17 protein-coding genes and 5 pseudogenes are annotated in these 18,908 nt (G+C 67.5%); 12 read left to right on the forward strand and 10 right to left on the reverse strand.

The window, feature by feature from the left end; genetic code table 11:
* Window positions 1-131 precede the first annotated feature (131 nt).
* Both DY245_RS43615 and DY245_RS43620 read left to right on the forward strand, forming a co-directional pair.
* On the forward strand, window positions 132-998 hold the full coding sequence (locus DY245_RS43615) for a GNAT family N-acetyltransferase (RefSeq protein ID WP_128512667.1): 867 nt from the start codon (window positions 132-134) through the stop codon (window positions 996-998).
* Window positions 999-1,070: 72 nt separating this feature from the next.
* Window positions 1,071-2,074, forward strand: a pseudogene (locus DY245_RS43620) (IS5 family transposase).
* Between the two features lie 20 nt (window positions 2,075-2,094).
* On the opposite strand, the pseudogene DY245_RS43625 reads toward DY245_RS43620, so the two are convergent.
* Together DY245_RS43625 and DY245_RS43630 are read right to left on the reverse strand one after the other, a co-directional pair.
* Window positions 2,095-2,247, reverse strand: a pseudogene (locus DY245_RS43625) (IS5/IS1182 family transposase); the annotation flags it as partial.
* 181 nt (window positions 2,248-2,428) lie between these two features.
* Window positions 2,429-2,944, reverse strand: coding sequence for a winged helix-turn-helix transcriptional regulator (locus tag DY245_RS43630; RefSeq protein WP_181924120.1), 516 nt, complete (start codon window positions 2,942-2,944; stop codon window positions 2,429-2,431).
* A gap of 99 nt (window positions 2,945-3,043) precedes the next feature.
* On the opposite strand from DY245_RS43630, the gene DY245_RS43635 reads away from it, so the two are divergent.
* From DY245_RS43635 to DY245_RS43650, 4 genes are all read left to right on the forward strand, one after another.
* Entirely contained in the window at window positions 3,044-3,829 is a 786-nt protein-coding gene (locus tag DY245_RS43635) for an SDR family oxidoreductase (RefSeq protein WP_128512668.1), read from the forward strand.
* Window positions 3,830-3,853: 24 nt separating this feature from the next.
* Window positions 3,854-4,213, forward strand: a complete 360-nt coding sequence (locus DY245_RS43640; protein WP_128512669.1) for a nuclear transport factor 2-like protein — start codon at window positions 3,854-3,856, stop codon at window positions 4,211-4,213.
* 209 nt (window positions 4,214-4,422) lie between these two features.
* On the forward strand, window positions 4,423-5,418 hold the full coding sequence (locus DY245_RS43645; RefSeq protein WP_280525063.1) for an ISL3 family transposase: 996 nt from the start codon (window positions 4,423-4,425) through the stop codon (window positions 5,416-5,418).
* The gene (locus DY245_RS43650) at window positions 5,415-6,077 is read left to right on the forward strand and encodes a transposase (protein ID WP_181924122.1); all 663 of its coding nucleotides are present in this window, start codon (window positions 5,415-5,417) and stop codon (window positions 6,075-6,077) included. Before DY245_RS43645 ends, DY245_RS43650 begins: the two co-directional genes overlap by 4 nt.
* Before the next feature lie 113 nt (window positions 6,078-6,190).
* Here the strand turns inward: DY245_RS43650 and DY245_RS43655 are convergent, their stop codons facing one another.
* Entirely contained in the window at window positions 6,191-7,093 is a 903-nt protein-coding gene (locus DY245_RS43655) for an aminoglycoside phosphotransferase family protein (protein WP_128512672.1), read from the reverse strand.
* A gap of 143 nt (window positions 7,094-7,236) precedes the next feature.
* Here DY245_RS43655 and DY245_RS43660 point away from each other — a divergent pair.
* Together DY245_RS43660 and DY245_RS43665 are read left to right on the forward strand one after the other, a co-directional pair.
* Window positions 7,237-7,962, forward strand: a pseudogene (locus DY245_RS43660) (citrate/2-methylcitrate synthase); the annotation flags it as partial.
* An 83-nt stretch (window positions 7,963-8,045) separates the two neighbouring features.
* Window positions 8,046-8,480, forward strand: a complete 435-nt coding sequence (locus DY245_RS43665; RefSeq protein WP_128512673.1) for a hypothetical protein — start codon at window positions 8,046-8,048, stop codon at window positions 8,478-8,480.
* Between the two features lie 455 nt (window positions 8,481-8,935).
* Here DY245_RS43665 and DY245_RS43675 read toward each other — a convergent pair whose 3' ends face one another.
* The 5 genes and pseudogenes from DY245_RS43675 to DY245_RS43695 form a co-directional block, all read right to left on the reverse strand.
* Window positions 8,936-9,295: a transposase gene (locus tag DY245_RS43675; RefSeq protein WP_244943647.1), complete on the reverse strand. Its 360-nt coding sequence runs from the start codon at window positions 9,293-9,295 to the stop codon at window positions 8,936-8,938.
* Window positions 9,296-9,417: 122 nt separating this feature from the next.
* Window positions 9,418-9,780 (reverse strand): annotated as a pseudogene (locus DY245_RS47400) (transposase); the annotation flags it as partial.
* Between the two features lie 414 nt (window positions 9,781-10,194).
* On the reverse strand, window positions 10,195-10,677 hold the full coding sequence (locus tag DY245_RS43685) for a WapI family immunity protein (protein ID WP_128512675.1): 483 nt from the start codon (window positions 10,675-10,677) through the stop codon (window positions 10,195-10,197).
* 51 nt (window positions 10,678-10,728) lie between these two features.
* Window positions 10,729-11,389, reverse strand: a pseudogene (locus DY245_RS43690) (transposase); the annotation flags it as partial.
* A complete protein-coding gene (locus tag DY245_RS43695) occupies window positions 11,338-12,252 on the reverse strand; it encodes a LysR family transcriptional regulator (RefSeq protein ID WP_128512677.1) in 915 nt (304 codons plus the stop codon). The pseudogene DY245_RS43690 and the gene DY245_RS43695, both read right to left, overlap by 52 nt.
* 81 nt (window positions 12,253-12,333) lie before the next feature.
* On the opposite strand from DY245_RS43695, the gene DY245_RS43700 reads away from it, so the two are divergent.
* The 4 genes from DY245_RS43700 (at window position 12,334) to DY245_RS43715 (ending at window position 17,344) form a co-directional block, all read left to right on the forward strand.
* Window positions 12,334-13,278, forward strand: coding sequence for a DMT family transporter (locus DY245_RS43700; protein WP_128512678.1), 945 nt, complete (start codon window positions 12,334-12,336; stop codon window positions 13,276-13,278).
* 1,559 nt (window positions 13,279-14,837) lie between these two features.
* The gene (locus DY245_RS43710; protein WP_128512679.1) at window positions 14,838-15,497 is read left to right on the forward strand and encodes a YceI family protein; all 660 of its coding nucleotides are present in this window, start codon (window positions 14,838-14,840) and stop codon (window positions 15,495-15,497) included.
* Window positions 15,498-16,066: 569 nt separating this feature from the next.
* Window positions 16,067-16,381, forward strand: coding sequence for a hypothetical protein (locus DY245_RS47410; RefSeq protein ID WP_244943648.1), 315 nt, complete (start codon window positions 16,067-16,069; stop codon window positions 16,379-16,381).
* Between the two features lie 15 nt (window positions 16,382-16,396).
* Complete coding sequence (locus DY245_RS43715; RefSeq protein ID WP_244943649.1) at window positions 16,397-17,344, forward strand: erythromycin esterase family protein; 948 nt, start codon at window positions 16,397-16,399, stop codon at window positions 17,342-17,344.
* 190 nt (window positions 17,345-17,534) lie between these two features.
* On the opposite strand, the gene DY245_RS43720 is transcribed toward DY245_RS43715, so the two are convergent.
* A complete protein-coding gene (locus DY245_RS43720) occupies window positions 17,535-17,810 on the reverse strand; it encodes a hypothetical protein (protein ID WP_244943650.1) in 276 nt (91 codons plus the stop codon).
* A gap of 171 nt (window positions 17,811-17,981) precedes the next feature.
* Window positions 17,982-18,758, reverse strand: a complete 777-nt coding sequence (locus DY245_RS43725; RefSeq protein ID WP_181924123.1) for a 2OG-Fe dioxygenase family protein — start codon at window positions 18,756-18,758, stop codon at window positions 17,982-17,984.
* Window positions 18,759-18,908 lie beyond the last annotated feature (150 nt).

The raw sequence follows: 18,908 nt of genomic DNA on the forward strand, positions 1-18,908 counted from the left end.
TGGGCCGGTATCGCTACTGGGCCGTGTCTCTTCGATCATCGGTTGCCTTCCCGAGTCCTCAAACCCCGCACCGCGTCGGCCAGTTGGAAACCGGGTGCGAACTCCTGGCCCGGTGGTGTGTGATCGGGGGTATGGCGATTGTGTTGGGCAAGCCGGGAGTCGACGGGCTGAGCAAGGCTGTGGGCGTGCTGCGGGATTGGCAGTACGACGGGGCGCCGATGCAACTGCATCCGGGGGACCTGGGCTGGTTCTGGCGGTTCGGTGCGGAAGAGACTGCCGCGGCGGTCAGGACGTGGAGCCGGGACGGACAGATTCTCGCCGTCGGGCTGCTGGACGGTCCCGGGCTGTTGCGGCTGACGATCGCGCCAGTCGCTCAGCGGGACGAGGAGCTGGCGCAGCAGTTGATTGAGGACGTGACCGAGCCGGAGCGCGGCGTACTGCCCGAGGGGAAGGTGAACATCGATGCGCCGATGGGTGCACTGGTCCAAGGTCTGCTGTTCGAGGACGGCTGGAACGCCGCCGAGCCGTGGACACCGCTGCGCCGTGACCTCACGGAGCCGGTGAAGGACCCAGGCGTGCGGATCGAGGTGGTCGGGCCGGAGCAGGCGCACGTGTTTGCCGCCGTACAACGGGCAGCGTTCGACGGGTCGAGGTTCACGGGCGAGCGCTGGCACGCGATGGCGGCCGGATTGCCGTACGCCGACGCCCGGTGTCTGGTCGCGTACGACGACCAGGGCAACGCGGTGGCGGCGGTGACGGTGTGGTCGGCCGGTCCGGGTAGGCCCGGGTTGCTCGAACCGATGGGCGTGCACCGGGAACATCGCCGTCACGGCTACGGCGAGGCGATCGCCGTCGCCGCGGCGGCCGCACTCCAGGAGCTGGGCTCGTCGAGCGCGATCGTCAGCACCCCGAGCTCCAATGTCGGCGCCGTCGCCACCTACAAGTCAGCCGGCTTCCAGCAACGCCCCGAGGTCCGGGACCAATACCGGGACGCCTAGGGCGCGTATCGAGTCGTGATCAATTGCGGGATTCGCCGTCGCGGCGGGGCCTGGACCGGTAGATCTTCTTGCGTGACGCGAATGCAACTGGCCGACGAGGAGTGGGAGTTCATCGAGCCGTACCTGCCGATCGGCGAGTACGGCCCATACCCTGAGCGGCTGCGACAGCAGTTCGCGGGCGCGATCTGGCGGTTCAAGACTGGCGGACAGTGGCGGGAGATGCCACAGGAATTCGGCGCCTGGTCGACCGTCCACAACCGCTTCCGGCAGTGGCGTGACGCCGGCGTCTTCGAGGCCCTGCTGGAGGGCCTGATCGCGGAAGCCGCGAAGCAGGGTGAGGTGGACTTGTCCCTGGTAAGCATCGACTCCACCACCGCGCGCGCTCACCACGACGCTGCCGGGATGCACCTGGGCCAGGACGTCATCACCGCCCTGGAGAAGGCTGCCGCTGAAGAGGAGAAGGCCAGAGCAAAAGGGGCGGCCTCGAAGAACAAAACGGGCGGGACGCAGAAGCTGATTCCGAGCGAGAGGAGCGGCGACGCATCCGGCGTCGACGAAAACTGCGGCTGAAGGCCGCTCTCCTCGGACGCTCCAGGGGCGGGCAGACCAGCAAGGTCCATCTTGCCGCCGACCGCAATTGCCGCCCGCTGGCGTTCGTCCTGACTGCGGGCCAGGCCGAGGACAGCCCGCAGTTCATCCCCGTGCTGGGGAAGATACGGGTCCGCGGCCCCGTCGGCCGCCCCCGCACCCGGCCGGACGCAGTCGCCGCCGATAAGGCCTACTCATCCCGTGGCAACCGGGCCCACCTGCACGGACGCGGTATCAAGGCTGTGATCCCGGAAAAGAAGGACCAGGCAGCCAACCGGAAGAAGAAGGGCTCCGGGGGCGGCCGGCCCGTCAGCCACGACGCCGACGTCTACAAGGAGCGGAACACCGTCGAGCGCCTGATCAACAAGCTGAAGGCCTGGCGAGGCATCGCCACCCGATACGACAAGACCCCAGACAGCTACCTCGCCGGCCTCCACCTTCGCGCCTCAATGATCTGGATCAAAGACCTCACCCAGACCACCCATTGATCACGACTCGATACGCGTCCTAGCAGTGCCCGGCCCTCAACGAGGCTCCACGGCCGGCCGTTACAGACCGCGTCCGCACCCTCGCGCCACAGAACAGTCATCAGTTCCCCGAAGGCGCGCGGGCTCAACCCGGCGAACGGGGCTATCCAGCACGACTCCGCCGCCGTGATCACACCACCACGGCAAGATCATCTCACCCGTGACCAACAGTTACGGGACACCCCTTAGCTTTCAACGGCTCGGGATGATTGGCATGCGTGATGCTGCCGGCGAGCCGGTGTTGCCTGGTCGATCAGGTACGACCTGTGCGTCCCGGCCCTGCTCAAGGTCGTTCGGTGCTTGTCCGGGGCAGCCTTACGCCTCCGCGGGGGTGGCCGGTCGTATCGCGTAGCGGTGGCGCATGGCGTCGCTGGCTGCGGGGCCTGCGGTGAAGACGTAGGTGGCGCTGTCGTCGAGTCGGCGGCCGGTCTTGGCGTCGACGACGACGGGCTCGACTTCCTCGCCGCTTTGCGCGTCGATGAGGATCATGCTGCGTTCGGCCGGTGTGAGGCGGGAGTTGCCCCACGCGGCCAGGGCGACGATCACCGGTCGCAGGGAGTGCCCGAGTTCGGTGAGGACGTACTCGTGGCGTACGGGGTTGGTCTGGTAGGGCCGGCGCTCCAGGAGTCCGTCCGCGATGAGGGTTTTCAGCCGAGTGGTGAGCATGCTGGAGGAGATGCCCAGGCTCTCCTGGAACTGGTCGAAGCGTGTGTAGCCGTCAAAGGCGTCGTGGAGGATCAGCAGTGTCCACCACTCGCCGACGTGTTCCACCGTCGTGGACAGCGGGCACTCCCGGTCCTCCAGCCTGATCCGGCTTGCCACGGCGACCATCCCCTCAGTTACTGCTAAAGTCGAAGTTAGTAGCTTCTATTTTAGCAGTAAAGACGGGGGCGGTGCCTTCTGCGCCCGCACCCGGGAACGGAGCACACCGTGACCACATCCCTCAGCGAATCCCTCGAAGGCCGACGCGCTCTGGTCACCGGCGGCACCAAGGGCACCGGAGCCGCCATCGCCCGACGCCTCGCCCAGGCCGGCGCAATCGTCCTGGTCACCGCCCGCAGCCGCCCCGACGACGTCGAGGAGAAGGCGTTCATCACCGCCGACCTGTCCACCGCCCAGGGCGCAGCCCACGTAGCCGCCGAGGCGGACGCCCGCGTGGGAGGCGTCGACATCCTGGTCAACACCCTCGGCGGGTCCGAGTCGCCGGCTGGAGGCTTCGCAGCGCTCGGCGAGGACGACTGGGCCAGGGAGCTGAACACGAACCTGCTGGCCGCCGTCCGCCTGGACCGCGCACTCCTGCCGCACATGATCGCCACGGGCAAGGGCGTGATCGTGCACGTCACCTCGATCCAGCGCCGCATGCCGCTGTGGAACGGAACCCTGGCCTACGCCGCCGCCAAAGCCGCCCTGACCACCTACAGCAAGGGCCTGGCCAACGAGGTCGCCCCCCACGGCGTCCGCGTCAACACCGTCTCACCCGGCTTCGTGCAGACCTCGGCCGCCGACAACCTCGTCGCCCGGATCGCCCACGACGCAGACATTACCCAGCAAGCGGCGCTGGGCCGGCTCATGGACTCCCTGGGCGGCATCCCGCTCGGCCGCCCCAACCGGCCCGAGGAAGTCGCCGAACTCGTCGCCTTCCTCGTCTCCGACCGCGCCTCGGCCATCGTCGGCGCCGAACACGTCATCGACGGCGGCACCACCCCCACCGTCTGAACCCGCCACCACCCAAGGAGCGTCATGCACGACAACCAGCCCCGAACCAGCACCCCGAACACCCTGCCCGAGGTGATCACCCGCTACCTGACAGCGCACCGCGCCCACGACACCGCCACCGCAATCACGGCGTTCACCCGCGAAGCCACAGTGATCGACGACGGCAACACCTACCAGGGCACCGAGGCGATCGGGGAATGGCTCGACCGATCCGCCACCGAATTCACCTACACCATCCACCTCACCGGCACCCAGCAGACCGACGCAACCCGCTACATCGCCACCCACCACCTCGAAGGCAACTTCCCCGGCGGCACCATCGATCTGCGCTACCAGTTCACACTCCGCGACGACCTCATCGAACGCCTCGTCATCGAACCCTGAGCCCCCTCCCACACCACACGTTGACGCCTCACGCGAGAAACCCCGCTCACCCCGGACCACCGTTCCAGGCCGTCGCGCCCAGCCACTCAACCACCGGGCCAGCCCTCCAGTTTGGGATCAGCACGTACACGCCTGAGGAATCAAGGTGAGCAACTCCGAGGTCATCCTCAGCACAGGGTGAGGAGATTCAAGGCTCTGTCCGCAGTTCCGTGAATCCCCAGGTCAGCGAGGGGAACGAGGGGTCGTTTCGGCAGAGTGTTTCCTGCCATGGCGAGCAAGACGTTCGAGGCTGTGCTGTTTCCCGGGATCGATGTGCGAGTGGAGCGCGTCAGAGACTCCTCCGACGTCCTGGTGGCGGAGGCGGTGTCCACCGCTTGGCCGGGCCCCGGTGCCCGGACTGTCGGAAACAGGCGAGGCGCATACACAGCACGTACCAACGAAGCGTGGAAGAAAGGCCGTTGGGCTCGCGCCGGGTCATGGTCCGGCTAAGGGTCCGCCAATACTTCTGCGACCGGAAGAGCTGTTCCCGCAAGACGTTCGTCGAGCAGGTGCCGGGCCTGTCCGAACGGCACCGCCGCTCCAGCACCGGGCTGACAGGCTGGCTGCGGTCAATCGCGATCGAGCTCGGCGGACGTCCAGCCGCGCGGCTGTGCCGCCGCCTGAGACTGGCCGCGGGCAAGACCCAGCTGCTCAGGCTGTTGACGGCGCCGACGGTGTCGGACCGTGCGCCGCGGGTGCTGGGGGTGGATGAGTTCGCCTTCCGCAAGGGCTGCACCTACGGCACCGTGCTGGTCGACGTCGAGGCCGGCCGGGTCGTGGACGTGCTGCCCGATCGCACCTCCGAAACGTTCGCGGCCTGGCTCAAGGGCCATCCCGGAGCCGAGATCATCTGTCGGGACCGGGCCACCGCCTACACCAAGGCGGTCAAGGAAGCCGCCCCGGACGCCCTGGAACTCGCTGATCGCTGGCACCTGTTGCAGAACCTGTCCGCCGCGGTGGAGAAGACCTGTCACCAGCACCGCGACTGCCTGCGCAAACGTGCCGAGGAGGAGACGGTGACCGAGGTGCCGGAGCCGCCCCCGATGCTGTTACCGCCCGCGGAACTGCCCCGCGCCCAGATCATCGAACGCACCCGCCACCGCTACGAAGACATCACCGCCTGCTGGAGAAACACTGGACCGTCAGCGCCATTGCCCGCCGTTTGAACCTTGACCGCAAGACCGTGCGCCGCTTCCGCGACACCGACCTCGACGAGCTGCTGGCCTCCACCCGCGACCGCTGCCCCAACGGCATCCTGGAGCCGTTCAAGGCGTATCTCAATGGCCGCTTCGCCGAAGCCCAAGGCCAGGTCAGCGGCACCCGACTGTTCCTGGAGATCCAGGCCCGCGGCTACCGCGGCAGCCGCCAGGTCGTCCGCAAACACCTCGCCGCCCTCCGCGCGGGCACCGCCGAACCGGTTCGGGCCGACATCCCGAGCCCTCGCAAGATCACCTCGTGGATCATGTGGCCCCGTGAGACTCTCACCGAGAGCCAGGACGAGCGGTTGCTTCAGGTCCGGCTTGCCTGTCCGGACATCACCCGGGCCTGCGATCTCGCTCGGGCGTTCGCCGATCTGGTCCGTCACCAACGCGGATACCTGTTGCAGGAGTGGATCCGGCAGGCCGAGCAGGATACTCCGAAGCCTATGAAGGGCTTCGCCGGCTTCCTCCGCCAAGACCTCGACGCCGCTACCGCTGGGCTGGCCCTGCCCTGGAGTTCCGGGGTCGTCGAAGGACACGTAAACCGGATTAAAACGCTCAAGCGAGCCATGTCCGGCCGAGCCTCGTTCGAACTCCTCCGGACCCGGATCCTCACCCAGCCATGAGCTTTGACCTGTCGCAGCGAAGGTTGAGCCTTCTCACCGAAGATTGAGCACCGAGTCGCGCGAGACCGAACGGATGGGGGTCGGGTGGGCTTCTGAGGCTCGTCGCTCCGTGTCTACATGAAATCGCCTCTCAGAACACGATCGAGCGCCGCCTGGCCTGCGGGTCCCCATGTCGGCTTGCCGCCAGGAAGACCCCGATCTCCGTTCTGGCCCATAAGCATGAGGAACAAGCTTTTCAGAGCAGCCAGCCCGCGGGCGCGCCGGATCGTCGCCTCGTCCGCATGCGCGTACACGTCGAAGAACCGTGGGGCGGCGCCTGCGGGAAGGACCACCCATGCGGCCGCGAGGTCCCACGCCGGATCGCCGGCGAACATGTCACCGAAGTCGATCACGCCCGACAGTGTGCCGTCCGAGACGACGACGTTCGCGGGATGAAGGTCACCGTGCACCCATACCGGCGGGCCCTCCCACTCGGGGGCCGCAACGGCATCATCCCAGACGGCCCGGACCTCGTCGGCAATGCCGCCGGGGGCAACGGCTTGAAAGAAGTGGTCGAAGCCGTCCGTGCACTTCTTGGGGTGAGCGCCGCGGTCCGAACTGGTCGGCGCCTCGGCGGGTGCCTCCACATGGAGCGCCCTGAGGAAGCCCGCCAGCGTGTCGGCGGCATGGTCGCCGCGGCTGATCGAGGTGTGGTCCAGTGGCTCGCCAGGAACCCACGTCATGATGGTCCAGGGCCTCGGGAAGCGTGCGGACGGTTCACCGGTCCGCACAGGGCTCGGGACCGGGAGCGGCAGGCGCGGGGCCAGGACGGGCAGCCATCGGCACTCCTTGCGTTGGAGATCCGGGGCACGTTCTGTACGCGGCGTGCGCACGGCCAACTTGTCACCAAGGCGCCACTGTTGGTTGTCCCATCCGCCCGCTACCTCACGGATGGCCAGCCCTGCAAGATCCGGATGCTGCTCCTGCAGCAGGTCGTGGACCAGGTCTGCGGTGATCTCGATCTCGGAGTCGGTCATACGAAGCCACAGTACTGGGGCAGGCGAAGCGGCTCTCGCTCTCCGGGAGACCGTCTCCCCAGACAGCCAGACCCCAAAAGCCACTCAACCTTCGCTGCGAGAGGTCAAGCCTCACGGAACTGCGGACAGAGCCAGATTCAAACATCCCCATCAACCCGTCCCTCGGCTACGCCGAGAACTTCTTCCACATGTGCTTCGGCGACGTTCCTGCCCCCGAGGTGGTGCGCTGCTTCGAGGCCTCGCTGATCCCCTACGCCGAACACAACGCCTCGACGTTCACCGCCCGGGTGGTCGCCTCCACTCTCTCCGACCTCTACAGCGGGGTGACGGCGGCGATCGGCGCGCTGAAGGGACCTCTGCACGGTGGTGCCAACGAAGCCGTGATGCACATGCTCCAGGAGATCGGCGACCCCGGCCGGGCCGGACATTGGCTGGACGAGGCCCTCGCCGCCAAGTGCAAGACCGTGGGCTTCGGCCACTGTGTCTACAAGCATGGGGACTTCCGCGTGGCGATCATGCAGGAGGCCACGGACCGGCTCGTCGCGCAGGCCGCCGACCCCGAGGCCAAGCGGCTCGCCGCCCTGCATACGGCGTTGCGCGAGGCGATGGCCTCCCGCAAGGGCATCGAACCGAACCTCGACCACCCGGCGGGCTTCGCGTACCACCTCATGGGCTTCGACACTCCCTCCCTCACCCCGCTCTTCGTGATGAGCCGCATCACCGGCTGGACCGCCCACATCACCGAGCAGCTCGACCACAACGCGCTCATCCGGCCCCTGGCCTCGTACACGGGTGCAACAGCGGGAGCTCCCGACAGGGTCCTAGGCAGCCGTCCAACGGCCACCCCAGTTGATGTGGACACTTCGTGAAGCGCGATCATGGGGGCATGAGGAACGGAGAGGCGAACGGCCCGGTGGCGTGTCCCGGATGCCAGACGCGGGAGAACGTGCCAGTGGGCGAGGCACGTACAGACAGAGGGGAACGGCGCGAGGACCTGACGATCAAGCTCGCGTCGGCACCGAAGGACACCGGTAACGGCTGCATACACGTCGTCGAGGGCATCGTGCTCGCCTTGGTGGCCGGCCTCGCCGGGAAGTATTTTGCCGACGAACGGGACCTGCCGTGGCTCACGGCCGTTGGCGTCGTCGTCGCGGTGCTCATCGTGGTGGCCACGATCGCCATCGTCCGTGGCGAGACCCGGGACGCACGGCGGGCTCAGGACGGAGCGGCCCGTGCGGCCGCACTCACCGCCGAGGCGCGCTTCTGCTACACCTGCCAGGGCGTGTTTTACCCGTCCGGGTACCCATCGCCGGGGATCGTGACGCCGGAGCAGTTCCGCCAGCATGTGCGGACGGCAGCCGGCCATGACCCATCGGACAGGCCCTAGAAGACTAGTTCGGGGTGGGTGGGCATGAACTCCGGTCGGCGGCGGGAGAGATGGGCGTGGTTCGTTCGCTCGTCTCGCTCGTGGAGGTGGCTGGTGCCATCGGTGGCTGGTTTGCTGGAGGCTCGGGAGGAGTGGGTCCGGGAAGAGATCGTGCGGTTGCGGGAGGAGGCCGAGCGGGTGCAGGCCGCGCTCGGCGACGCGGAACGCGCGCTTCAGCGGCTGGCAGACGCCCGTGCAACGGTGGTCGAGGTACTGGCCGAGCCGCCTTTTGCAGTCGCGGAGTCGGCGCCGGGCGCGGTGACAGGGTCGCCGGTGCCGTGGCGGGCCGAGGGCACGGCGGCGTCCGGCCAGGCGGCCGCTCATGAGCATGGTCATCGACCACAGCACCATGGCCTCGTGCATGGCGGGCAGCGTCTCGTAGTCGCGCACCAGGCCGCGCGAGCACATCAGCCAGCTCAGCGTTCTTTCCACCACCCACCTGCGCGGAAGCACCACGAACCCCGTCGTGTCGTCGGTGCGTTTGACGATCTGAAGGGTGAGCCGGAGTTTCTCGGCCGCCCAGTCGCCAGGCGCCCGGTATAGCCGCCGTCCGCCCGCACCAGGCGGATGGAGAAGCACGTCTTGCGCAGCCGCTCCAGCAGCTGGGCGGCGGCGTCGCGGTCCTGCACGCTTGCCGCGGTCACGAGCACGGCCAGGACCAGGCCGAGGCAGTCCACCACGACGTGCCGCTTGCGGCCGCCCGCCTTCTTCCCGCCGTCCCACCCGGATGGCGGGCGGGGGATGTTCGCCGCCGCCCGCACCGATTGCGAGTCCACGATCGCGGCCGTCGGTCCGGTGAGCGGCCTTCCTTCTCCTGGACCTTGCCACGCAGCCGGTTGTGGAGCTCGGCGAGCAGACCCGTCACCTGCCTGCGGCGGGCGAAAGCATGCACGCGCCGATACGGCGGGAAGTCCGCGGGCAGGTTGGCCCACTTGACTCCGTTGTCCACGACATGGCGGACCGCGTCGAGCATGACACGGTGGCAGTACCCCTCCGGCCAGCCACCCCGCCCCTCCAGCCATGCCGGCAGCGGCAACACCGCCCGGACGACCTGCCACTCCGCTTCCGTGATGTCGGAGCCGTAGCACGGGATCCGGTCCGGGTGGTCCGCGGCGTTGCCGAATCTGTGCGCGAGACAACCGCACAGCGACACGCGGGAGTTGGACGCGGTGGGCAGGCTCACGCAAGACTTCAGCAACAGGGCCTCCTTGGCGCTCGATTGGCTTCGCAACCCCGAGCTACCAAGGGGCCCTCCTCGCATGCCCCGGCCCCGCACGATCACCCGATCCAGAACCCTGTTGCATCAGACAACTGCGCTGACCGGTAGGTGGAAGGCTTCTCAGAGGACGGCACCGGCTTTGACCACGTGCCGGAGGACGGTCGAACTCCTATTGAGGCAACCACGCGAGCTTGCCACCACGACCAACGCCCTGGAGGCTGATCGTCGAAAAGCTCAGCGTCGCCCGCCCTGCGCGGCCTGCGCGCCTGCTTGCTCAAAGCGGCCGCCGGACGGCGGGGGCCGGGCGGATCCGCATGACAGCCTGCTCGACCCCTCTTGCCGCATATGCGCAGGACGCCAGTGTCTGAGCACTGAAGTGGTTTCCCAATGGAGAAGTCAAGCCGCTGAGCCTGTGCTGAGCTCCAGTGAACCGCGTCCGGGCAGGGCTGGCGTTGATCAGCGGGTCGGGAAGGAAGCGAGAGCAAGATCCCACTGGTCAGCTGCGTGAAGGAGGGCAGCCTTATCCTGCCGCACCTCCACGACGTACTGGTAAATGTCCCCTCCGCCATCACCCTGCCGCCATGGGGGTGCCGCTTCCAAGGACAGGTGAACGCGAATTGCCGCTCCACCCTCACTGTGGTCGGCGAGGCTAAAGGCCAGGACCGGCTCGACGAACCATGTGTCCGGAGACAACTCGCCTTCGGCGTCAGGTCTGTTCACAGCCACCTTCCCCGATGCCACCGCTCGCAGCCAGTCGGCCACCTCGCGCGCCTCATCGGTCAGCAGACACGGATCTGTAAAGGACCAGCTGCCCTCGGGAGTTGTCACTGTGCCGCCGATGACTAGCCAGTTGTCGTCGTAACGGTCGCCCTGGGCTGCGGGGAATTGATAGCGCAGCGGGTGGAGTTCGACACTGCCTGCGTGATCGCTCAATAGCACTGCCAAAGGATGTCACGGGCCTTCCCGGCTCCGCCCAGCGCGGGCCAACGGTCACGGCGACGCCGTGACCGGCGGTGGTATGACCTCGTATAGGCGCCGGTCACGGATCAGGGCCCAAAGGACGTTGACGCGGCGGCGGGCGAGGGCGAGGACAGCTTGGACGTGTCGCTTGCCTTCGCTCCGCTTGGGTTCGTAGAAGATTCGCGAATTGGGGTCGTAGCGGATGTTCATCAGGGCGGATATGTAGAAGACGCGCTGGAGACCGCGGTGGTAATGCCGGGGCCGGTGGAGGTTGCCGCTCATTTCCTGAGTCGTACGGTGCCGGCGCTAGTCCGGCAAAAGCAGCAAGCCGGTCCGGGGTCGCGAAGAAGGCGATGCCGCTGCCGACCCCTGCGAGGAACTCTGCACCGAGGAGCGGTCCGATGCCCGGCATGCTCGTGATGACCTCTGCACGGTCGTGGGCTCGGAAGCGGTCCTCGATGAGCCGGTCGATCGCCGCGACCTTCTCGTTCAGCACCCGTACGTCCTCGGCAAGGGTCCGCACCAGCTGTGCGATGACCGCTTCGCCGGGTACTGCGGTGTGCTGCTGCTTGGCGGCACCGACCGCCGTCGCCGCGAGTTCCTCGGGGCTGCGGACGCCACGGGCTCGGAGCCAGCGCGTCACTTTGTCGTCGGGGCTTGGCTGCTGATGGCCGCTGCGGCGTGTTGCAGCTCGGTGAGGACCGTCTGGACGGCTGTGCGCGCGGTACGTTCGGGGCGGTGGAGTGCGTCGATGTGGCGCCTTGCGTGGACGCCGGCCAGCGGTCTGAGGGTCACCTCAGGGTGCGGGCGGGCGGTCCAGCGTGGCATCAGGGCGATTCCGGCGCCGGCCGCCACGACGTCGGCGACCACGGAGAATTCGTTGATGCGGTGGGCGAGGTGAAGTCGGCGGCCGGCCGCGGCGGCGATGGCCTCGATGGTGGCCATGAGCGGGAAGCCGTCGTGGACGGTGATCCAGGGCTCGTCGGCCACGTCGCGGGGGGTCAGCTGTGTCTTGGCGGTCAGGGGGTGGCCGGAGGGCAGCGCGACGTCGAGGGGTTCGTGCAGTAGGGCGGTGGCGGACACGGTCCGCGGCCATGGCGCGGCATGGTCGAGCCGATGAGCGAGGACGATGTCGTACTCGCGGGTCAGGGGCGGGAAGTCGCCCTGGGCGACGTCCTCGTCGGCGAACGCGAGCTGAGGGGAGCCGGGTGCGGCCAGGGCCTGTAGCAGGCGGGGCAGGAAGGCTGCGGCGGCGCTGTGGAAGGCCGCCACTGACACCAGGGCGTCGGTTTGGCCGAGGAACTCCTCAACGCTGTGGTGGGCTCGGGCCAGGGCGGTCTCGACCTCGATCGCGGCGTCGGCCAGAGCCCGTCCGGCGGGGGTGAGCACGAGTCGCCGGCCCTCGCGCTCGGTGAGCGGGACCGGGACCGAGCGCTGCAGCAGCCGCAGCTGCTGAGAGATCGCCGAGGGGGTAACCATCAGCGCCTCGGCCGCGGCCGTGACGCTGCCCAGCTCGCCCAGCTCACGCAGGACCCGTAGTTGTCTCTCATCCACGCCAATACTTTAGTGCTACTAAAGATCTGGTTGAGAAAGTGGCCCTTGGCTTCATTGTTCCGGTCGGAGACCGTAGAACGCATGCCCGACACACGCCGCACCGATCTGGTGCTCCTGATGGTCGCTTTGGTCTGGGGTTCCAGCTATCTGACGGCGAAGACAGCTGCGGACGCCGCCCCGATCCTGGTGGTGCTCTTCATGCGCTACCTGCTGTCGGCAGTGGCGAGCATCGTCCTCGTCCTGGCCACCGCGCGCCGACGGCGGGGCCGCTGGACGCCGGAGGAGGTCCGCATCGGATCGGTTCTGGGCCTGACCCAGACGGCGGTCCTGGTGCTGGAGATGTATGGCGTGGCGCAGACCAGCGCTGCAAACGCGGGGCTGCTCATCAGCCTGACCCTGGTGATCACCCCGCTGCTGGACCGCTCGGGCGGCCGCAGCAGGGTGCCGCCGCGGTTCTTCCTCGCTGCCGGCGTGTGCGTAGTAGCCATCGGCCTGCTCACTTCGGGACACGGTCTGCACGCTCCCGGGATAGGCGACGGCCTGATGCTGGCCGCTGCTGTGGTCCGGGCCGGCCACGTGGCCTTGGTCGGACGGCTCACCGCGGGTCGTGCACTTCGGCCGCTGCAGCTGACGACTGTGCAGACCGTCGTCGGGACGATGCTGTGCCTCGCACCGTCCGCCGCGGGCGGTCTGCCGATTCTGGCTCACGCCACCGCTGGCACTTGGTCCCAGTTGGTTTATCTCGCCCTGTTCTGCAGCGTGTTCGCCTTCCTTGCCCAGACCTGGGCCATCCAGCGCACCTCCGCGAGCAGAGCCAGTCTCGTCCTGGGTACCGAACCCGTCTGGGCGGTCGCCGTCGGAATCGTCCTCGGAGGCGAGCGGCTGACCGCACTCGCGGCGCTCGGCGCGGGGCTGATGGTCGCTGGGACGTATTGGGGCCAGGCCATCGAACGTGCCCACCGTCACTCCATGACAGAGTCGAAAGAGAGCAGCACATGCCCGACCACGGTACCTACCAGCGCCTGATGTCCCTGCTTGATCGCACCGCGATTGCGTAGCGGCTCATCGGCCACGAGCCCGAGGGCGTCACCGAGGCCGTCAGCGCGCTACGTGGACATCCCGTCTCCCAGGCGGCCAAGTGCCTGATTCTCAGGGCCAAGCTCGACCGCCGCACCACCCGTCACGTACTCGCCGTCGTGCCGGGGGACCGGCGCGTCGGCCTCGACGCTGTCCGCGCATTGTTCGCAGCCCGCTACGTCGGCGTCAGCGATGCCGCCAGTGCTGAACGTCTGGCCATGCCGTCCCCGGCACGGTTCTGCCGTTCAGCTTTGACCCTCAGCTTGATCTCGTCGCCGACCCGGAGGTCATCGCCCAGCCTGAGCTCTACTTCAAGCCGCACGTCTCGACCAGTCGCTGGACATCTCGGCGAAGGATTACCAGCAGCTCGCCGAACCGCGCATCGCACCTTTCGCCGCCCCCCGCTCGGCCTGATCCGCGATACATGCCGCCAGGCAGTCACCTTCGCGGGCTTGTTCGGCGCCTTGGCCGGTGTGTCCGGCGACTTGCGACTCTGTTCGTCTGCCTGGCCCGGAGATGGTGGGCACCGCTCTGACTGGTCTCAGCGGCCGGGCCCACTCAAGTGCCCGCCGGACCTGGCCCTCCCCTCATGAGGGGAAGAAACATGACGGACGAAGACGTAACCGCGCCCGCTTGGAGCGTGACCGTCGGGCGCAGGATTGGAAGTCCGTGGAGGTCGACACCTGCGCGTATCGGTGTCACCGGTTCTACTGTCCTGGATCATCGGCGCGGCAGGCACCATCGTCTCCAATCCGCTGTGGAGGAGTTTTGTGGGCTGAGGTGTTTGCAACCTCGCATGATCCAACTCGCCCTGCGATACCCACGCCATGCCGCGGGAGGCTGCCGTGGCGAGTTCGATCACCGCTCAGTGCCTGGCGTCCAAGAGCGGTGCAGCTGGTATCTCGGGCTGCGCTTCGGGCAGCCCGAGATAGTCACGCACCGCGGCGTTGTCCCCAGTGGCGTCCGCGAGGCGTGCGGCGCTGTCGAAGGCGCGGGCCTGGATTCGCTCGATCTCCGCTTGGGCGTCGTCGATTGGGTACCGACGTCCATGAGCATCCGGACTCCGGTTTCGGCGGACAGCACACCGGCGGTCACGCCCTTGACCACCTCGGCGAGGACGGCGGCGTGGTCGGTGGGGGTGTGCGGTCTCCATGCCTGCCGGGACCGGGCCGGTTGGGTTTCGGTGCGAGGGGCCGGACAGGGCAAGTTCGGGCGGAGGTTCCTGAACCCCCGGCGGGTCCGGGCGGGGGTGAGCCGACCGCACCGCCGACTACGGCGCCTTCCAGGACGCGGCCCGCGGCCGGAGCGACCTCGTGAGGATCGAGCGGCGCTGGGAGGACATCCTGCGGATCATGGACTGTCCGTCAGTGCATCCGTATTCGTGTCGATCCTGTGCATCTTTGCAGTCGAGGGCATGGAATCCGGACGAGGCTGCCCATCTCGCCGTGTAGCGCCTGTCTATGCCGTGATAGCACGGAGTAATCCGATTCGAGGGAGGCTACGACCGCATGGGTATCTTCAGCCGTCGCCAGAGCGCGACTATCGAGCAGACGCAGGCTGTTGGCCCCCGTACGCCTTTCCCGGCGGCCGACGCCACCGGAGTCGCGCTCGACCCCGCACTTCGTGCGCTGACCGGGCAATGGACCATCGACCGCCCGCACAGTCGCATCGGCTTCTCCGTGCGGCACGCGATGGTCACGACGGTGCGGGGTGCTTTCGCCGATTACGACAGCACGCTGTATTTCGACGGAGCTCGGCCCTCCCAATCCCGGGCCGAACTCGTCATTCGGGTCGCCAGCGTCGACACGGGCGTAGAACAGCGGGACGCACACCTCATCGGCACCGACTTCTTCGACGCGCGCCGCTACCCGGAGATGGTGTTCCGCAGCACCTCCACGATCCACGAGGGCGCAGAGAGCTTCCGTATGACAGGGGATCTGACTATCCGCGGCATCACCCGGCCGGTCGAGCTACAACTCGACTACCTCGGCTCGGTCTTGGACCCGTTCGGCTATGAGCGGGCCGGCTTTGACGCCACCACCACCATCGACCGCACCGATTGGGGCTTGGTCTACAACCAACGCCTGGAAGCGGGCGGCGCCATGGTGAGCGAGAAAGTTCGGCTGCAGTTCGATATCTCCGCGATCCGGTCCATACCCCTGGCGTAGTTGCCCCGGAAGGTCCCCTGCGTTCCGTACGACGAGGCGAGCTGCGAGCCGTCACACGGAACTGGTCTGACACGCAACCCGCTCACGGCACGCTGTCGTGAGAGGGCGCTATATAGCTTGATGGGTGCTTTTCGCCACTTGGAAGGGGAGTGCTCGGCTGGTCAGCCGGCCGAACTCACCGAGACCGGGGCTGGCCTGTTCACCCAGCCGCGCCCGTAACCCGGCACCGAACCTCAGTCAGCGGGCTCGGCCCAACACCAACCCCCGTAACAGGAATCAATTCGCATAAGCTCTCCAAGGGCACCACCCGCCTCGCGATCAAGCGCCGAATTATTCGCGTACGCGTGTGCGGCACTCGGTGCTAGTTTTCGATCACGGCAATCTTCAGCAACTTTCTCTGACGGGGTTCGTCGACAGATGCGGCGCGCCGTTGGCCCAGTGGCCCGGCGCCGGTTGCGTCTGCGCATCGTCACGTCGCTTGTCCGCCGCATGCGGACGAGCCGCTGTGTCCTGAACTCCAAGCCGAGAAATGAGCTACAGCTGTGCCTGTCAAGCCTTCAGCCCGGACCGTGCTCGCCGATTGGTTTCGCGAACACTCCACCCCCCTGACCACCCTTGATCCGCAGCAGCCCCTCGACGACCTCGAAGGGCTCCGGGAGATCATCGGCGATGCCCGCGTTGTCGCGATCGGCGAGGGCGCCCACTTCGTCGAAGAGTTCTCCCGCGCACGCCAGCGGGTGCTGCGCTTTCTCGCCGAACGCTGCGGATTCACCGTCTTTGCCATGGAGTTCGGCTTCAGCGAAGCCTTCCCGCTCGACCGGTGGCTGCAAGGCGAGGGGGACGACGGCGACCTGACGTCAGTGAGCCGGGCCGCCGCCGAGTGAGGCGCCGCGGACCTCATGCACTGGCTCCGCCACCACAACCGCACCAGGAAGCACCCGTTGCGTTTCGCCGGCATCGACGTCCCCGAGGCCGGCGGGGCGCTACGGCCTGCCCTGGAGCCGGTGGCCGACTACTTGCGCGAGGTCGACCCCGACGCGCTCCGCCTCGGCGATACGGTCCTGGAGGTGAGCGACCGGTTCTTCAAGGGCTGCGGCTCCGGCGCTGCGGCAGGGCCTGCTTGGGCCGGCCTTCCGGCCGCCGAGCAGAACGAACTGACTGCCGTACTGGCGCGGCTGTTGCTGCGGCTGCGCGCCGCCGAACCGCTCTACGTCTCCCGCAGCAGCCAGAGCCGCTTCGACATCGCCCGGCGCCGAGTGGAAGCGGCTTGCCACACCGACTACATGTTCCAGGCGATGAACGCCCTGCTGTCCGGCCGGGGCCTGACAGCGGACCTGTCGGTACGCGAGGTCTACATGGCCGAATCCGTACGCTGGCACCTGAGCCACACCGAACCGGGGACCCGGATCGTCCTCGCGGCACACAACAACCACATCCACAAGACAGCGTTTTCTTTGGAGTACGCCGGCGGACTCACCACGCTCCCGATGGGCCAGCACCTGCAGCGGATGCTCGGCCAGGACTACCGCACCGTGGCCCTCGTCCACACCGCGGACCATGTGCCGGAAATGTACCCCGACCAGAGCGCCGCGGTGGGGTTCACCCTCACCGAAGCCCACCTTGAGCCTGCCGAGCCCGGCGGCGTCGAGGCCGCCCTCACCGACGCCGGACTCGCCGACCGGATCACCTTGACCGACCTGCGCCACACACCGCGCGACGCCCAGGGAGCACCATTACTCAACGGGATCCGGTTCCAGAGCTCCCATCTGAGCACCCCGGTCCCTGAGGCGTTCGATGCCGTAATCGCAGTCCCGACGGTCACCCGGGACCGCACAGTGCGCTTCTGACCGGCCTGGACCCGAGGAGGCGGGGCCTCCGGACCAAGGCCCCGCCTGCCTACGACGCAAAGCGGCGGGCTCGGTGGTGCCCATACCGAACGCGGGATACGCAACTCGCGATGAAGCCAACCGGGCTCACCAAGTCTTCACTGAAAACTTCAACTTCCTTATTACAGGGCGTTCCATGGACCCCGGTTTTTCAGCTCGGGTTAGCCTCTGGCGTGCCCGGTGTGTGCTTGGTGAGGGTGAATAGGCCGGGCTCGGGCTCGGTGAGGATGCCGCGGCGGACCAAGCGTTCCAGCTTGGCGCGCGTACTCTCGATGTGCCGTGGCTCCAGCCCGGTGTCCAGTGCCTGGCAGACGTCCTTGACGAGGAGTCCGCTCGCGGCTTCCTCGAACAGGGCGAGGATCCCGCGGTATCCGGACGGCAGCCGCTCTGGGGTGGGGGTGCCGTCCTCGGCAGCCGGCTCCAGCACGGTCGCGTGGGTGATCTCCAGCTGCTCCAGGGTGCATTCGGCGGCGTCGAGTTGGCCGCTGAGCTCGATGATCTGCTCACGCAGCCGCTCGGCGGTCTCGCGGATCGGCCGCTGCCGAGCCTCGATTCGAGGACCACATCCGGGTGGCCGCGCCGCAGTTGGAGCAGATTGTCATCCGGAACTGAACGTCACTACCAGCACGTCGCGCAGGCCGGGCAGGTGAGGATCGGCCTGGGCCAGCGGGGTGACTTCGTGCCGGACACGCTCGTCGTTGACGAGCACCAGATCCAGCGGATCCCCCAGTGTCACCTCGGCCTGGCGCTGATCGTCCAGGTCGTAAAGGATCGTCGTCCCGCCGCTGACGTTCTCCCGCCGCACCAGGACCATCATCACGAATCTGACCCCGTCACGGTGCCGGCCCTCCGGGGTCGGTGAGGCGCTCGCGGTGCCCTCCGCCGTGATGCGGAACTGGTGGACCTCGACATGCCAGTCGTCGTCGGGGGACAGATGGCCGAACACCTCGGCTCCCAGCTCCAACAGGCCGTTCATCGTCTGGCTGTACAAGATCTCGTCACGGACCGGAGCGAAGAAACGGGGGAATCCGCCGTTCAACCAGTTGTGCTGGAGATGCTGATAGTGGGCCTGGGGTGGATTGACATTGAACGTGTAACTGGAGGCGCATGCGCGCAGTGTTGAGAATCGGCGGCGCCGGTAGCGGCCACCATCGTTCATGAAGCCGTCGAGCGGCATTCGGGACCAGCTCTGCTGGAACGCGTCCCAGTCCGAGAGCGAGCGGGGATTCCGGGACAACAGCAGCGACTGAGCCCATTCTCCGGGCAGGATGCACGCGTTGTCCCGGTCGAGCTTCCGACACAGCTCACCGACGGCGGCAGCGGGTGGCGTGGGGATCGCCGTGCACGGGCTAAACGGATCGCGCCGAATGGCCATGGCGTCACACCTTTGGGGAATTGACGCTCTGTAAGTGCGAGAGATACAAGTGTAGAAGTTGGCGCGGCGGCATCGGAAGTCGCTCATGCCTATCCGCTCCCCGACACCGTACCTTCTGGGGGATGTTCGACATGCCGGACACCAGGTAGG

This window comes from Streptomyces inhibens, assembly GCF_003389455.1.
Classification (GTDB): Bacteria; Actinomycetota; Actinomycetes; order Streptomycetales; family Streptomycetaceae; genus Streptomyces; species Streptomyces inhibens.

What these genes read in the sequence shown, in the direction of transcription:
- DY245_RS43655 (WP_128512672.1), bottom strand. Translation starts at nt 7,093, where the DNA reads ATGACCGACTCCGAGATCGAGATCACCGCAGACCTGGTCCACGACCTG.
- DY245_RS43725 (WP_181924123.1), bottom strand. Translation starts at nt 18,758, where the DNA reads ATGGCCATTCGGCGCGATCCGTTTAGCCCGTGCACGGCGATCCCCACG.
- DY245_RS43615 (WP_128512667.1), top strand. Translation starts at nt 132, where the DNA reads ATGGCGATTGTGTTGGGCAAGCCGGGAGTCGACGGGCTGAGCAAGGCT.
- DY245_RS43700 (WP_128512678.1), top strand. Translation starts at nt 12,334, where the DNA reads ATGCCCGACACACGCCGCACCGATCTGGTGCTCCTGATGGTCGCTTTG.
- DY245_RS43630 (WP_181924120.1), bottom strand. Translation starts at nt 2,944, where the DNA reads ATGGTCGCCGTGGCAAGCCGGATCAGGCTGGAGGACCGGGAGTGCCCG.
- DY245_RS43640 (WP_128512669.1), top strand. Translation starts at nt 3,854, where the DNA reads ATGCACGACAACCAGCCCCGAACCAGCACCCCGAACACCCTGCCCGAG.
- DY245_RS43715 (WP_244943649.1), top strand. Translation starts at nt 16,397, where the DNA reads ATGCACTGGCTCCGCCACCACAACCGCACCAGGAAGCACCCGTTGCGT.
- DY245_RS43710 (WP_128512679.1), top strand. Translation starts at nt 14,838, where the DNA reads ATGGGTATCTTCAGCCGTCGCCAGAGCGCGACTATCGAGCAGACGCAG.